This is a genomic window from Promicromonospora sp. NPDC050262 (assembly GCF_040655935.1).
GTDB lineage: Bacteria > Actinomycetota > Actinomycetes > Actinomycetales > Cellulomonadaceae > Promicromonospora.
The window spans coordinates 254,217-268,725 of the sequence record NZ_JBFAKX010000006.1; the positions used below are offsets into that span (position 1 = coordinate 254,217).

11 protein-coding genes are annotated in these 14,509 nt (G+C 75.8%); 7 read left to right on the forward strand and 4 right to left on the reverse strand.

The features are described from left to right. Positions 1-27: 27 nt before the first annotated feature. Positions 28-2,721: a helicase-associated domain-containing protein gene (locus AB0I29_RS12240; RefSeq protein ID WP_357481796.1), complete on the reverse strand. Its 2,694-nt coding sequence runs from the start codon at positions 2,719-2,721 to the stop codon at positions 28-30. 60 nt (positions 2,722-2,781) lie between these two features. Continuing rightward, a complete protein-coding gene (locus AB0I29_RS12245) occupies positions 2,782-3,702 on the reverse strand; it encodes an NAD-dependent epimerase/dehydratase family protein (protein WP_357481798.1) in 921 nt (306 codons plus the stop codon). Positions 3,703-3,827: 125 nt separating this feature from the next. Between AB0I29_RS12245 and AB0I29_RS12250 the strand changes: the two genes are divergently transcribed. The 4 genes from AB0I29_RS12250 (at position 3,828) to AB0I29_RS12265 (ending at position 9,246) form a co-directional block, all read left to right on the forward strand. Next, complete coding sequence (locus AB0I29_RS12250) at positions 3,828-4,571, forward strand: TetR/AcrR family transcriptional regulator (protein WP_357481800.1); 744 nt, start codon at positions 3,828-3,830, stop codon at positions 4,569-4,571. Positions 4,572-4,766: 195 nt separating this feature from the next. After that, complete coding sequence (locus AB0I29_RS12255) at positions 4,767-5,141, forward strand: cold shock domain-containing protein (protein ID WP_285105431.1); 375 nt, start codon at positions 4,767-4,769, stop codon at positions 5,139-5,141. Between the two features lie 23 nt (positions 5,142-5,164). Next, positions 5,165-6,004, forward strand: a complete 840-nt coding sequence (locus AB0I29_RS12260; RefSeq protein WP_357481803.1) for a DUF3027 domain-containing protein — start codon at positions 5,165-5,167, stop codon at positions 6,002-6,004. Beyond that, positions 6,001-9,246, forward strand: a complete 3,246-nt coding sequence (locus AB0I29_RS12265) for an ATP-binding protein (RefSeq protein WP_357481805.1) — start codon at positions 6,001-6,003, stop codon at positions 9,244-9,246. The genes AB0I29_RS12260 and AB0I29_RS12265 overlap by 4 nt, the downstream gene beginning before the upstream one ends. Before the next feature lie 14 nt (positions 9,247-9,260). Here AB0I29_RS12265 and AB0I29_RS12270 read toward each other — a convergent pair whose 3' ends face one another. Continuing rightward, positions 9,261-9,497, reverse strand: coding sequence for a DUF2530 domain-containing protein (locus AB0I29_RS12270; RefSeq protein ID WP_285105434.1), 237 nt, complete (start codon positions 9,495-9,497; stop codon positions 9,261-9,263). 77 nt (positions 9,498-9,574) lie between these two features. Beyond that, positions 9,575-10,126 (reverse strand): low molecular weight phosphatase family protein, encoded by a 552-nt coding sequence (locus AB0I29_RS12275; protein ID WP_285105435.1) that lies wholly within the window; start codon positions 10,124-10,126, stop codon positions 9,575-9,577. Between the two features lie 346 nt (positions 10,127-10,472). On the opposite strand from AB0I29_RS12275, the gene AB0I29_RS12280 reads away from it, so the two are divergent. The 3 genes from AB0I29_RS12280 (at position 10,473) to AB0I29_RS12290 (ending at position 14,509) form a co-directional block, all read left to right on the forward strand. Then, positions 10,473-12,224 carry a DUF4012 domain-containing protein gene (locus tag AB0I29_RS12280; RefSeq protein WP_357481807.1) on the forward strand — a complete coding sequence of 584 codons (1,752 nt, stop codon included), beginning with the start codon at positions 10,473-10,475 and terminating at the stop codon, positions 12,222-12,224. Positions 12,225-12,351: 127 nt separating this feature from the next. Then, positions 12,352-12,912, forward strand: coding sequence for a hypothetical protein (locus AB0I29_RS12285; protein ID WP_357481809.1), 561 nt, complete (start codon positions 12,352-12,354; stop codon positions 12,910-12,912). Positions 12,913-13,039: 127 nt separating this feature from the next. Then, positions 13,040-14,509: a sugar transferase gene (locus tag AB0I29_RS12290; protein ID WP_357481811.1), complete on the forward strand. Its 1,470-nt coding sequence runs from the start codon at positions 13,040-13,042 to the stop codon at positions 14,507-14,509.

Below are 14,509 nucleotides of genomic sequence, written 5' to 3' on the forward strand. Positions count from 1 at the left end.
TCTCCCTCAGTGTTGGTCTGGTGCGCCTCAGGGCGTGGACGACGTCGGCAGGACCGACGCGATGCGGTGGACGGCGATCGTCAGCTCGGCCTCTCGGTCCGGGTCGAGCGCGCGCAGCCTGCCGCCGTCGAGGTTCAGGGGTTTGAGCTCGCGGCGCTCCAGCCGGCCGGTGTGCCCGGCCACCTCGACGATCACGGTGGAGCCGTCGCGGAGCGCGTCGCGCAGCAGTGCCAACCCGTCAGCGGGGTGCTGTGTTCCCGGGTCGTCCTGTGCAGGCCCGGGTTCGTGGTCCGCGGCCGGCGCACCGGAACCCGCGGCGGCCGTGCGCGACCCGTTCGTCGAGGCAGGCGACGCCGGCGGCGCCTGCCCGGCCGCGCCGGACGTCACCTCCTGAGCCGTGCCCGTGCCGGCGGGCATGCTGGGGACCACCCGGTAGCCGCGCAGCGGCACGCCGCCGCCGGGAACGGCCACGGAGTGCGCCACGTCGGCGGCCTCCGCCCGCGCCCGCGCACCGGCCCGTGCCGCCGCCTCGACGGCGCGCAGCTCGGCGACCAGCGACTCGGGGTCGGGCGTGCGGGTGGCGACGTCGGACCCGGAACCCATCCGGATCGCGGCCGCCGAGCGCGGGGCGGGCATCGCCCGGCCCGTGACGCCGCGGCGCGCGACGAGCACCCGGCCGTCCGGGCCCTCCAGGGCCGAGACCAGCCCGCGGCTGCGGAGCGCCTCGTGCAGTGCGGCCGCGGGGACCGACGCCGCGAGGACCGTCGGCGCGAGCCGCACCAGGCCGAGGCCGGCGAGCGACGGGTCGTGCTCCAGCCCGGCGAGCACGGTCGGGTCGGCGGCCCGAAGGTACGCCGACGCCGAGCCCACGCGCACCGCGCCGTGCCGCCGGGCGGTGTCCCGGACCAGGTACTCCAGCGGCTGGGGGACGGGCACGGGGGACCGGTGCGCCAGCTCGTCGAGCAGGCCGTCCGCCGTCTCGCCCTGGTCGAGCGCCCGCGTGACCGACGCCGGGCTGAACCGCACCGTCGTCGCCGCGCCGCGCGACTCGACGTCCGCCGCCCGCTCCAGGAGCCGCGCGAGCTGCCGCGACGGCCGCCCGGGCACGATCCCCGTGAGGTCGCCCTGCAGCAGGATCTCGTCCACCTCGTGCGGGAGCACCGCGCGCAGCGCCCCGGCGACGTCGGCCGGGTGGGAAGCGGCCGCCGGGAGGAGCTCCCGGCCCGGCGCCGAGAGCGCGCCGGCGCCCGTCACGCCCAGCCACTCCATCTCGGCCAGCAGACCCTCGACCGCGCTCGCGGGTGGCACGGAGCGGGGCGTGTGCCAGGTCAGCACCTCGACGACGGCGCCCGCCGTGGGCGCCAGCACGGTCTCGCCGTCCAGGCCCTCCGCGAGCACCCCGAGCACGCTGTCCCGCAGCCGCGGCACCCACGGCCGCTGCAGGTCCGGCGACAGGGGCGCGCGCAGCGCCCCCTTGTCGTCGCGCGAGCCCACCAGCCACGGCGCGCGCCGGGAGGTCAGCCAGGCCTCGACCAGGCGGGCCCAGCGGACGGCGTCGTCCAGGTCGTCCCAGTCCGTCACGGTGGGTACGTACGACGGCGGCGCCTCGCCGTCGTCCCGGACCAGGCCGGCCAGCGCGGCGACCTCCACCACGAACGCCGCGGTGGGCTCGTCCGTCTCGAGCTGGGCGGCGAGCCGGCGCAGGTCGCGCACGCCCAGCCCGCCGGCGCGCAGGACCGACGGGGGGTTCTCGTCCCAGGACCTGCGCAGCACGCGCACGCGCCGGACCAGCTCGAGCGCGGCGCTCGCGGCCTCGGCGTCGGCGGTGGCCGCCGGCAGGGAGCGCCCCTGCGGCTCGGGCGCCCGGGTGTGCGGTGCGCGGTGGGTGTGCCCGTCGCGCAGGGCCAGCCCGACCAGCCGCGGCAGGACCACGTGCCGGGCGTCGGAGCGGACCAGGAGGTGCGCGGTGACCAGCCAGTTCACCGCGTCCCGGGGGCGGGTCCCCGCGGCCGGCACGACGCCGACCGGCGGCCCCCAGGCGAGGGCGTCCAGGATCGCCCGCGCCCCGCCCGGCGCCTCGGCGAGGAGGGCGTCGAGCGCGGCGCCCGTCCCGGGCGGGCCGGGCGTGGGACCGAGTGCCCGGGCGACCGCCTCGGCCAGCCCGTCCGGGACCGGGTCGATGTGCGGGCCCAGGCCCGCGGGGTTGGGCCCCAGCAGCTCGTCGAGCCCCGGCGAGGTGCGCAGGTCGGGGGACGACGCCGGTCCGGTGCCCTGGCCGGCGTCCCAGAGGAGGGCGTGCTCGACAGCCAGGTGGACGGCCGCCTCCACCGCCTTCCGGTCGTCCGCCGCGCCACCGAGCGCCCGGGTCACCACTTCGGTGCCGAGGGCGCTGGGGCCGAGGGTGCTGAGACCGGGCGTGCCGGGACCGGGCGTGCTGAGACCGGGCGTGCCGGGACCGGGCGGGGCGCGGAAGACCGGTTCCAGGGCGAGCACCGCCTCCAGGACCTGCAGGGTCAGGGCGTCCGCGCGGGCGAGCGCGCGTTCGAGCGAGGTGCGGCTCGACGCGCGGGCGGCGAGCGACCGGAGCGTCGAGGGGGAGGGGGCGGCGAGGTCAGGACGGGCGCGCAGGAGCGCGGCGAGCGCGGTGTCCGAGCGCTGCCGGAGGTCGTCGGCGAAGTGCCGCGTGGCCGAGGCCGGCGCTGCGGGGAGCGATGAGGCCATCCTGACGATGCTACGCGGGTTTCCTGGGCCGGAGTCCGACCGGTCCGCGCCCGGCCGCCGTCAGACCTCCGCGGTGCGGCGGCAGACCTCCTCCCACGGCGTCGGGGTGATGCCGAAGCGGTCGCGGGCCGCGGCGTCGTCCAGCACGTACGGCCGTTCCCACTGGTAGATGATCTCCCGCATCTCGCGCATGAAGGGGACGGCGAGGGCGGCGGCGGCGAGGCCGGCGCCCCGCAGCGCGGAGATCTTCACCGGTGGCCTGCCCACGCTCGCGAGCACGTCGGTCAGGGCCTGCGCCTGCGTCACCGGGGCGTTGCTCGGCACGTGCCAGACGCGCCCGTGGGCGCCCGGGTCCTCCGCGGCGGCCACCAGGGTGCGGGCGGCGTCCGCGACGTCGGTGAAGGTGTGCGGCTGGTCGGTGCGGCCCATCATCAGCGCACGCTTGCCCCGCAACGCGCTCGGCACCAGGCGGGAGATGTGCCCGTTGCCGCCCACGCCGCGGCCCATGTAGTCGGAGCCGCGGATCTCGACGGCCCGGATGCGCCCGGCCTCGTGCGCCGCCTTCGCGTCCGCCCACATCCGGGCGCGGAGCAGGCCCTTGTGGTCGGTCGCGGCCTCGGGCAGGTCCTCGGAGATCGGCACGTCGACGGGTCCGTAGGGGTACAGGGTGCCGGTGATGCCGTAGACGGCACCGGAGCGCTCCGCGGCGGCCAGCAGGGACGAGGCGAGCGGGGGCCAGACCTGCTCCCACTGCGTGTAGTCGGCCGGGTTGGCGCAGTTGTAGAGGTAGTCGGCCCCCTCGGCGGCACGGGACAGGGCGTCGGCGTCGGAGGCGTCGAGCGCGAGGTGCTCCACGCCGTCGATCCCGGTGGTGCGGCCCGAGCGGCTCACGACCGTCACGCGGGACCCGCGCTCGGCGAGCAGGGCGGCGACGTGGCGGCCGATCGGACCGGCGCCGACGATGAGGTGGGTATCAGACATGACCAGTGCTCCATTCCGAGAGCGGTGCTCTCTGTTGTGTCGCAAGCGTGGCACGCGCAGGTGCGCTTTGGCAAGAGCGGTGCTCTCGGTTGTGTGCAGTGATCTGTCGTGCGAACCTGAACGGCATGAGTCCGGCCCGCACCGCCCGCGCCCTTGCCCGCGAGACGATCACCCGCGAGATCCTCGACTCCGCCCGCGCGCGGCTGTCCACCGACGGTGCGGCGGCGCTCTCGCTGCGCGCCGTCGCGCGGGACGTCGAGATGGTGTCCTCGGCCGTGTACCGCTACTTCCCGAGCCGGGACGCCCTGCTCACGGCGCTGCTCGTCGAGTCCTACGACGAGCTCGGCGAGGCCGCGGAGGCCGCCGACGCCGCCGTCGCCGACCGTGCGGACACCGCCGCCCGCTGGCTCGCCACCTTCCGCGCCGTGCGGGCCTGGTGCGTGGCGCACCCCGGGGAGTTCGGCCTGCTGTACGGCACCCCCGTACCCGGCTACGCCGCGCCGCGGGACACCGTCGTGCCCGCCGTCCGCGTGGTCCGCGTGCTCGCCCGGATCGTCGGGGACGCCTACGCGGCGGGCGCCCGCCCCCCGGCGGTGCCGGCCCCCGTGGCCGCCGCCACGGCGGACGCGCCGGTGACCGTCGCGCCCGGCCTGGCGTTCATCGCGGACCAGGGCCTCTGGACGGGCACCGACCTGGCGGACGACGACGTGGCGGAGGCCGTCCGCCGCACGATCATCGCCTGGACCACGCTGTTCGGCCTGATCTCGTTCGAGCTGTTCGGGCACCAGGTCGGCTCGGTCGCGGACCCGGTGACATGGCTCGACGAGGTGGCGCTCCGGCTCGGCGCCGACCTGGGCATCGGCGTCTGAAACCCAGCGTCCGGGCGGCCCGCGCCCGGCACCCGGCACACCGCGCGGGCGAAGAGTGGTCAATGCATGCGACGCGGTAGGCATCCGCCCGGTAACCTTGTGCAACGGGTCCGGAGAGAGCGCGTCAGTCGCAGCACCCCGGGCCGTCATGAGCAGTTTCGCGAGCAGTACCGACAAGCACAGAAGAAGGTCGCAGTGCCCACCGGCAAGGTCAAGTGGTTCGACACCGACAAAGGCTTCGGTTTCATCGCCAACGAGGACGGCGGCGAGGTGTTCCTGCACGCCTCCGCCCTCCCCGAGGGCGTCGTGCCCAAGCCCGGCGCGCGCGTGGACTTCGGGGTGGCCGACGGCCGCCGCGGTCCCCAGGCGCTCGCGGTCAAGGTGCTCGACGCCGCGCCGTCGGTCGCCAAGGCGAAGCGGAAGCCCGCCGACGACATGGCTGTCATCGTCGGCGACCTGACGCAGATGCTCGACCGGGTGGCAAATGACCTGCGCAAGGGGCGTTATCCGAAGAACCCGGAGACGCTAGCCAAGATGCTGCGCAAGGTCGCAGACGACTTCGACGCCTGAAACCCCACGAGGTCCCGAGGAACATGGTGACGATCACCGCGCCCGCTACCCGAACGCCTATCCGGCGGGTCGCCGCACGCTCCAGCCGCGACGCCGTGCTGAACGGTGCCGCGGATCTCGCGCGCGCCGCCGCGCAGGAGGTCGCCGAGCGGCCCGAGGACGTCGGGGAGCACCTCGGCACCCTCTTCGAGGACGAGCGGGTGGTCTCGCACCGCTTCGCGGCGACCATGCGCGGGTACCGCGGCTGGCACTGGACGGTCACCGTGACGCGCGTGCCGCGCGGCCGGACCGCCACGATCAGCGAGGTCGAGCTGCTGCCCGGCGACGAGGCGATCCTCGCCCCGGTCTGGCTCCCGTGGTCCGAGCGGCTGCGCCCGGGCGACGTCGGCCCGGGCGACGTACTGCCGTTCCGCGCCGACGACCCGCGGCTCGAGCCCGGGTACACCGCCACCGGCGACCCCGAGGTCGACGAGGTGGCGATCGACGAGCTCGCGCTCGCCCGCGCCCGCGTGCTGTCCCCGCAGGGTCGGGACGAGGCGGCGGAGCGCTGGTACCGCGGTTCGCGCGGGCCGACGTCCGCCGGGGCCGTCGCGGCGGCCGCCGAGTGCATGGCCTGCGCGTTCCTCATCCCGCTCTCCGGTCCGATGGGCCAGCTCTTCGGGGTGTGCGCCAACGAGTGGTCGCCCGACGACGGCAAGGTGGTCTCCCTCGACCACGGCTGCGGTGCCCACTCGGAGACCGACGTCGAGGCGCACCCGACCGACTGGCCGGCGCCCGCCCCGCTGATCGACGAGAACGAGATCGAGCCGGTGGCGGCGTCCGGCGACCAGCCGGCGGGCGACGGGGGCGAACCCTCCGCGTGACCCACGACCCCTTCGGCACCGGAGCGCTGCGGCGCGTGGTGACCGAGGCGTGGCTGGCCTCCCCGACGCGCTTTCGCGAGGACGCGAACACCGAGGAGGACCACGCACGCGGGTACTACCGCGACCGCGTGGTGGTGGAGCTCGCCCAGAACGCGGCCGACGCCGCCGCCCGGGCCGGGGTTCCCGGCCGGCTGATGCTGACCCTGGAGCCGCGCGGCTACGCGGGCGACGACGCGGAGGGCAGCGCGGCGGGCTGGTGGCTCGTCGCCGCCAACACGGGCGCGGCGCTCGACGCCGACGGCGTCGCCTCGCTGGCCTCCCTCCGGGCCTCCGCCAAGTCGGGCGGCCCGGCCGGGCCCGACGGCGTCGTGGGGCGGTTCGGGGTCGGGTTCGCCGCGGTCCGGTCGGTGTCGGACGAGATCCTGGTGCGCTCGCGCGGGGGTGGCGTGCGCTTCGCGCTCGCGGCCACGCGCGCGGAGCTGGGGCTGGGACCCGACGCGCCGGGCGCAGGGCCGGCGCCCGGCCTCGCGGACGAGGCGCGGCGGCGCGGCAGCGCCCTGCCCGTGCTGCGGCTGCCGTTCCCGGCCCCCGGGACCACGGCGGAGGAGCCCGACACCGTGGTCGAGGTGCGGCTGCGGGACGACGCGGCGGTGGCCGCCGTCCGCGCCCAGCTCGCCGCCGTCGACGACGGTCTGCTGCTCGCGCTGCCCGCCCTCGAGGAACTGGTGATCGAGGACGACTACGCAGGTCAGCCGGGTTATGACCCCGGTGTCGCTGTGCCCCGTGCGACACAGCGCGTCCTGCGCGACGTCGGGACGCGCTGGCGCGTGCACCGGGCGTCCGGGGTCCTGGAGCCGGACGACTCGCTGCCGTCCGAGGCGCGCCGCGCGGACTGGTCGGTGCTCTGGGCGGTGCCCGCGCCAGGGAGCCGGGCGGCGGCCGGGCCGACGCTGCACGCACCGACCCCCACCGACGTCCGGCTCACGTTCCCCGCGCTCCTGATCGCCTCGTTCCCGGTCGACCCGGGAAGGCGGGGTGTGCTCCCCGGGCCGACGTCGGACCAGGTCGCCGCCGAGGCGGGCCGCGCGTACGCCGCGTTCCTGGGCGAGCTCGCCGCACAACCCGGGGGCGGCGGGCCGCAGGCCGCGCGACCCGCGGTGCACGACGTGCTCGGCCTGGTGCCGACCGGGCTCCCCGCGGGCGACGTCGACGCCGCGATCCGGGCGGCCGCCGGCGACGCCCTGGGCGCCACCCCGCTGCTGCGGCCGAGCGCGCCCGCGCCGCTGGTCGCGCCGCGGGACGCCGTGTTCGTCGCGGGGCCGCTCGGCGAGGACCCGGCGCTCGCGCGCGCGCTCGCCCCGGGAGCCGTCAGGGCCCTGGTCACGGTCCCCGTGCGTCATCAGGCCCTCGTCCGCTGCCTCGGGGCGGACCCCACCGACCTCGTCGACCTGGTCGAGGCCCTGCCGCCGGATCCCGGCGTCGTGCACGCGGCCCTCGACGCCCTCGCGCCGCACGTCGGCGAGCCCGCCGTCCTGGAGGCCGTGGCGGGAGCCCCGCTGCCGCTCGCGGACGGCCGCGTGACCCGCGGTGCGCGGGGGACCGTGCTGCTCGACACCCCGCGGCTTGCCGGGATCGCCCGCGCGCTGGGCGTCCGGGTGGTCCACCCGGACGCCGCGCACCCGGTGCTGGAGCGGGCCGGCGCGGCCCCCACCACGCCGCGCGGGCTGCTCGCGGACGCCGGGGTCCGGTCGGCGGCGCTGGCCGCCGCGGAGGACGTGCTGGACGACGGCGACGCCGAGCACCTCGGCGGCGTCCTGTCGGCCGGGCCCCCGGCCGAGCCCGCTTCTCCGGCCACGGCCGCCGGCGCGCCCCAGGAGCCGTGGGCACCTGAGGACCCGACACCCGCCGAGACCGTGTGCGCGGTGCTCGAGCTGGTGCGCCTCGCCGTCGCCGAGTCGGCGGAAGACCTGCCGTTCTGGCTGGGCGAGCTGCCCGTGGTGGCGGACGGCGCCGTCGTCCCGCTGCGCGAGGCGGTGCTGCCGGGCACCTGGGCGGCGCGGAACCTGGACCTCGCGCCGGTGCGGGCCGACGTCGTCGAACGCTGGGGCGAGGCCGCCCTCGAGGCTGCCGGGGCCCACGCCGACCTGGGTGTCTACCGCGTGGCCGACGTCGTGACGCCCGACGGGGACGACGACGGCGACTACGGTCCCGACGACCCGGCCGGCTGGCTCGCCGACTGGGACGAGTACCTCGACCTGCTCGCCGAGGAGCTCGGTGCGGGCGCGTGGGTCGGCGACGTCGCGGCCGTCCCGGACCTGGACGCGCTGGGCGACGTCGCGGGCACCGAGCCCGAGCATGGGCCCGGGCACGGCTCGCTCGCGGCGGGGCTCGCCCGGATCGCCGCCGACCCGGAGCTGCGCCGTGCGCTGCTGACGCCCGTGCGCTCGCCCGACGCCCCGGACCGCGAGGCCCCGTCGTACACGGCGTGGTTCCTGCGTCGTCGGCTCGGAGCGCCCTTCGCGCTGGGGGACACCCCGCTCCTGCCGCCCGCACCACCGGAGACCGCCGGTCTGGACGCGGACCTCCTGACCGCGCTCGGCGGCCTGCACAACCTGGCTGACCTGCCCGGACGCGACTGGCCGACGGTCCTGGAGGGCCTGCCGGACGCGTCGGCCGGGTCGTCCGGGCGGCTGTCCGCCGACGTCGCGCGCGCCGTCTGGACGGGTCTGGCCACGGTCGCCCGGGCCGACGGGCCGGCCATTGCGCCGCTCCGGCTGCCCGCGATCGGCCCGGCCGGGATCACGGTGGAGAGCACGGACGACCTCGCCGTCGCCGCCTCGCCCCGGTGGGCCCAGCTCGGCCCGGTGGTCCCCGCGCCCGCCGACGTCGCCGAGGCCCTCGCCGACCTGCTCGACCTCCCGCTGGAGGCCGGCGCCGACGTGGCCCCTGACGGATCCGGGGAGCCGGTCGAGCTCGACCCGCGGGTCCGGGCGGTCGTGCCGGCCGCGCCGGCGACCTGGCGCCGCCACACGACACTGACGGTGGAGGGCAGGCCCGTCGCCTGGTGGGTGTCCGCCGGCACGCCGGGCGAGGGGCCCGGCGTCGTCGCGCACGCCGTCGCGGTCGAGGGCCTCGCGCGGGCGCTGGCCGAGCTCACCGGGGCGGATCCGCTGCTGCTGGAGGCATTGCTGCGGGACCCGGGCCGTGCGGAGGCGTTGAGCGCGGAGCGGGCCTGGGGCTGAGGGCCGGCGCGACGTCAGCGGTGGCGGCGCGCCCAGAGCAGGCCGAGCCCGCCGAGCACCACGCCCGTGCCGCAGATCGCGACGTTCTCGACGCCGCCGCGACCGGTCAGGAGCAGGATCAGCGCGACGATCAGCCCGATCACGAACAGCCCGATGCCCGCGCCGAGGACTCGGTAGAGATCGGCGTGCGGGGCCGGCGGGCTGGGCCGACGCTCCTCGGGATGGGCCAGCAGGGAGCGGATCGTTGGCACCTTGCCAGTGTACGGACGCCCGCCCGCCCGGCCCGCTGAGGGCGGTCGTGCCCGGGGTGAATTCCGTCGCACCCGGATCACCCCCGCAGTGCGGCCAGCACCGGTGTGAGCGCGTCGACGATCTGCTCGTAGGCGCGCCGGTAGGTGGCGGCGCCGCGCCCGTACGGGTCGACCACGCCGTCGTCGTGCTGCTGCCCGGCGTGCCGGGGGCGCTCCTGGAGGGCGGCGGGAACGAGAGCGGCGAGCCGCGCGGCGTCGTCCCGCCCGGTGACGGTGCCCGGCCGCAGGGTGCTCGACAGCCGGCCCAGCTCCCGGACGGTGAGGGTGCGGCGGACGGCGGCCGGTACCTGCTCGACCACGAGGGCACGATGCTCGGAGGTCAGAGGCAGGACCAGGTCGGCCTGCTCCACGAGGGCGGGGACGAGCTGCCGGGCGGCGAAGCCGGCGGGCGGGAAGCCGTCGGCGGTCAGCAGGTCCGCCATGGGTTCCGGCACGGGCCGGCCCACCAGGGCGTGCGTCCCGGCACTGCCGACGACGACGGATCCGTCGAGGACGCCCCGCAGGAGCAGCTCCACGGCCGGTGAGCGGCAGATGTTGCCCGTGCAGACGGCGAGCACGGTGAACGGCATGGCGGATACCTTCCTGCCGGCGTTTCCGGGGAGTAACGGGAAATGAACACGGTATTACTGCGTGAGTATGCACGGACTTTCTATTCGGAATCATTTAATGATTGTGCAAGAAGCTCGGAGCGGCAACTCGGTGAATATGCACGGATGCCAATTCGCCGCGCTTGTTTCCCGGGTCATGGGTAATCTAACGCGCACTGCACCGGAGAAGCCATCAGGAGGCTTGGTGACACATCCAGGTTGGGGCGAGAAATGGGCGAGCCCGGGGGATACCACGGTGCTGTCGGTCGCGAGGCCCGGTCCGGCTCCCGCGCCTCGGCCGCGGCGCGGGCCCCCGCGGTCCAGGCCGGTGTTCTGGACGCGCGGCCGCCGCCGCAACCTGAGGATCGTCCTGCTGGGTGTCGCGGCCCTCGTCGCCGCCCTCGTGCTCCTGCTCGGCTGGGTCGCCCTCGACGCCGTGCGGGCACGGGGAGCGCTGGACCAGGCGGCGCAGGACGTCACGGCCCTCCAGGCCGACGCCGTCGCCGGCCGGACCGACGGAATCGGTGCGAGGGTGTCCGACCTGCAGGAACATGCCGCGGAGGCGCGGGAGGCGACCGACGGCGCCCACTGGTCGCTCGCGGGCCGGCTCCCCGGCGTCGGGCCGACGGTGCGCGCGGTCTCGACGATGGCGGCCGTGGTCGACCGGCTGGCGCAGGGGCCGCTGCCGCGGCTCGCCCAGGTGGTCGAGGTGGTCGACCCGGGGGCGCTCGCGCCGCGGGACGGGCAGGTCGATCTCGGGCCGCTGCAGGACGCGGCGCCGGACGTCCGGCGTGCCGACGAGGCGGTCGGTGACGCGCTGTGGAGCGTCGAGGCCATCGGCGGTGCGCCGATGCTGCCGCAGGTCGCGGCCGCGGCGGAGGAGCTGGGGCGGCAGCTCTCCGACCTGCGCATGTCCACCGCCACGGCGTCGCGGGCGGCGCAGCTCCTGCCGCCCATGCTGGGCGCGGACGGCCCGCGCGACTACCTGGTGCTGGTGCAGAACAACGCGGAGCCCCGGGCACTGGGCGGGATCGTCGGGAGCGTCCTGGTGCTGCGCGCCGACGAGGGCCAGGTCGAGCTCGTCGACCAGCGGCCCGGCGCGCAGGTGGGCTCGTTCGACGAGCCGGTGGTCGAGCTGACCCGGGACGAGCGGAGCGTCCTGGGCGGCGACGACCTGGGCCGGTGGATGCAGAACGTCACCGCGACCCCGGACTTCCCGCGGTCGGCCGAGATCGCGCGCGAGATGTGGCGGCGCGAGACCGGGCGGACCGTGGACGGCGTGCTCGCCACGGACCCGGTGGCGCTGGCCGCGCTGCTGGACGACGTCGATACCGGCCCGGGCGGCGTGCTGCGCGGTGAGGAGCTCGTGTCGTACCTGCTCAACGGGGTGTACCGGACCCAGACGCCTCGCGAGCAGGACGAGATCTTCGCCGACGTCGCGGAGCGGGCGTTCACCGCTCTGTCCGGGGGTGACGCCGACCCCGCGAGGATGGTCGACGCCCTTGCCGTCGCCGCTCGCGAGGGGCGGCTGTCGGTGTGGTCGAGCGAGCCCGCCGAGGCGGAGCTGCTGGAGGGCACGGTGCTCGACGGCGCCCTGCGCGGGGTCAGCGGCGACCGCCCGGTGATCGGCGTGTTCACACAGGGAATTCAGATGGCGAAGATCGCGTACTACGTCGACACCGCGGTGGACGTCACGGAGCGCGAGGAACGCCCGGACGGGTCGCGGGAGCTGGCCGTCACCGTGACGTACACCTCGCGCGTCGACGCAGGTGAGGTGGCGGATCTGCCCGAGTACGTCACCGGCGTCGGAGAGTCACGGCCAGGGGAGGTCCGGCTGCGCGCCCTCGTCTACGCGCCGGCCGGGGGCTGGATCGTCGCGGCGTCTGACAAGTCCGGAGATGTCGGCGTATCACCCCAAAAACATGATCAGCTCTGGCTGTCATTCCGGGATTTCTCCCTGAGTGCGGGAGAGACATCTTCTATCACCTATGTAATCATCACCGGGAAGCAGCAGGACGGGGGTGTCATTCTGCGAACAACTCCGGGTCCGAGACTCGTGAGAACACCCGCCGATAAATGACGCTCCCGACGAGAGAACGACGGATTTGCCACATGTCCCGCGCCATATGCGGTGGGCCGTGGATCCCGGTGCACGGACACCGATCTCACACCTTCAGCAAGAACGTCACGACATCAAGGACTGAGCAATGCTTCGACGCCTCTTCAGCGCTCTGACCGTCACGGCAGCCGCCGTGCTGGCCCCGGTGGCGGCCACCACCACGTCGGCGGCCGCGGACGAGTACGGCCCCAGCGAGTTTCCCTGCGTCATCACTTTCGAGAGCCTGTCGGTGACGGTGGGCGAGCCCTTCGGGTTCACCGTCTCGTGCCCGGACCTCGCCGGCGTGACCATCACCGTCCAGATCGCCTTCGCCGGTGATGCCGACGCGGCCGGGGAGCCCGCCTCGGCCGTCGAGGTGGCCGGCGCCGACGCGGAGGAGCTCACCCTCGACGACGACGGCGAGGTGTCCGACACCGCCACCGTCTCCGCCGCGGGCGACTACACCGTCCAGGTCCTCGACGCGGACGGCGAGCCGTTGTCCGAGGTGTACACGATCACCGCAACCGCCGGTGCCGACGGCGCAGGGGGCGGGGGTGGTCTGGCCGCGACCGGGTCCACGAGCCTCCCGTACCTCGCCGCGGCCGGCGCACTGCTGCTCCTCGGCGTGGGGACGCTCGTGACCATCCGCGTCCGGTCCCGGCGCGGCTGATCGACCCGGGCCGTCCACCGACGGCCCGCCACGGCCCGCGCGCCGCGTCCCGCCGTCGAGGCGGGCGCGGCGCGCGGCCCGAGAGCACGGACTCCAACATCTCGGACCCCCAGTCCAGGAGTGTGCCTTGATCCTCGACAACCGTTCTCCCGTCCCGATGACGGCACCGGCGCAGCGCCGGGGACCCGCAGCACCGTGGCAGGGCGTGATCGTCCGGCGCGCGCTCCTCGTCGACGTCGCCGCCGCCACGACCGCGGTCGGCCTCGGGTACGTGCTCCGGTTCGACCGGAGCATCGAGGTGGACCTTTTTGAGCCGCGCGGCGGCCAGTACGTCCTCATCTCGGTGGTGCTCGCCGAGGCCTGGGTGCTCGCGCTCGGCCTCGCCGGCTCCCGCAGCCCCCGCGTGCTCGGCTCGGGGTCCGAGGAGTACCTGAGGGTGGCCCGCGCGACCGTCGGGCTCTTCGGGCTGACCGCGATCGTCTGCTACCTCGTCAAGTTCGACCTGGCGCGGTCGTACGTCGCCGTCGCGCTCCCGATCGGGATCGTGCTGGTCGCGACCGGCCGCCGGATTCTCGCGAACCGGCTCCACCAGGAGCGGGCCCGGGGCGAGTTCCAGCGGCGCACCCTCGTGGTCGGTGCACGAGACGCCGTCGTCGACCTGTGCCGGCGCGTGGCGCGCGCCCACGAGGCCGGGTTCCGGGTGGTCGGCGTGTGCCTGCCGGGCGGTCCGGGGATGCCCTCGCCGGTCGACGGCGTCCCGGTGCTCGGCCGCATCGAGGACGCCGCGGACGTCGCGCACGCCCACGACGTCGACGTCGTCGCCGTCACCGCGTCCGACGGCGCCACGCCCCACGCGCTCAAGCGACTGGCCTGGGACCTGGAGCCCACGGGCGCCGAGCTCGTGGTGGTGCCGGCGCTCGCCGACGTCGCGAGCCCGCGCCTGGTGATCACGCCGGTGGACGGCGTGCCGGTCGTCCAGGTCTCCCCGCCCGGCTACACCGGCCTGCAGCACGCGCTCAAGCGGGTCTTCGACGTGGTGGTCGCCACGCTGATCCTGCTGGTGGTCACCGCGCCGCTGGCCGTCCTGGCCGCGCTGGTGCGGCTGACCAGCCCGGGCCCCGCGATGTTCACGCAGCAGCGGATCGGCCGGCACGGCAGGCCGTTCACCCTGCTCAAGCTCCGGTCGATGCGACAGGGCGCGGAGGCGGAGCTCGCCGAGGTGCTCGACGGCGACGTCGGCGTCTTCTACAAGCCGAAGGCCGACCCGCGGGTCACGGCGCTCGGCCGGTTCCTGCGCAAGTACTCGCTCGACGAGTTCCCCCAGCTGCTCAACGTGATCAAGGGCGACATGAGCCTGGTCGGGCCGCGGCCGCAGGTGGCGCTCGAGGTGGCGCAGTACGACGACGTCCTGCGGCGCCGGCTGTACGTGAAACCGGGACTGACGGGGCTCTGGCAGGTGAGCGGCCGCAACGACCTGTCGCTCGACCAGGGCACGCGGCTCGACCTCTACTACGTGGAGAACTGGAGCCTGCTGGGCGACATCGGGATCATCCTGCGGACGGCACGCGAGGTGATCTCTCCCAGCGGGTCCTCCTGA

Coding starts and splice junctions, on each gene's coding strand:
- AB0I29_RS12245 (WP_357481798.1), bottom strand. CDS start 3,702: ATGTCTGATACCCACCTCATCGTCGGCGCCGGTCCGATCGGCCGCCAC.
- AB0I29_RS12275 (WP_285105435.1), bottom strand. CDS start 10,126: ATGCCGTTCACCGTGCTCGCCGTCTGCACGGGCAACATCTGCCGCTCA.
- AB0I29_RS12285 (WP_357481809.1), top strand. CDS start 12,352: ATGCTTCGACGCCTCTTCAGCGCTCTGACCGTCACGGCAGCCGCCGTG.
- AB0I29_RS12240 (WP_357481796.1), bottom strand. CDS start 2,721: ATGGCCTCATCGCTCCCCGCAGCGCCGGCCTCGGCCACGCGGCACTTC.
- AB0I29_RS12250 (WP_357481800.1), top strand. CDS start 3,828: ATGAGTCCGGCCCGCACCGCCCGCGCCCTTGCCCGCGAGACGATCACC.
- AB0I29_RS12260 (WP_357481803.1), top strand. CDS start 5,165: ATGGTGACGATCACCGCGCCCGCTACCCGAACGCCTATCCGGCGGGTC.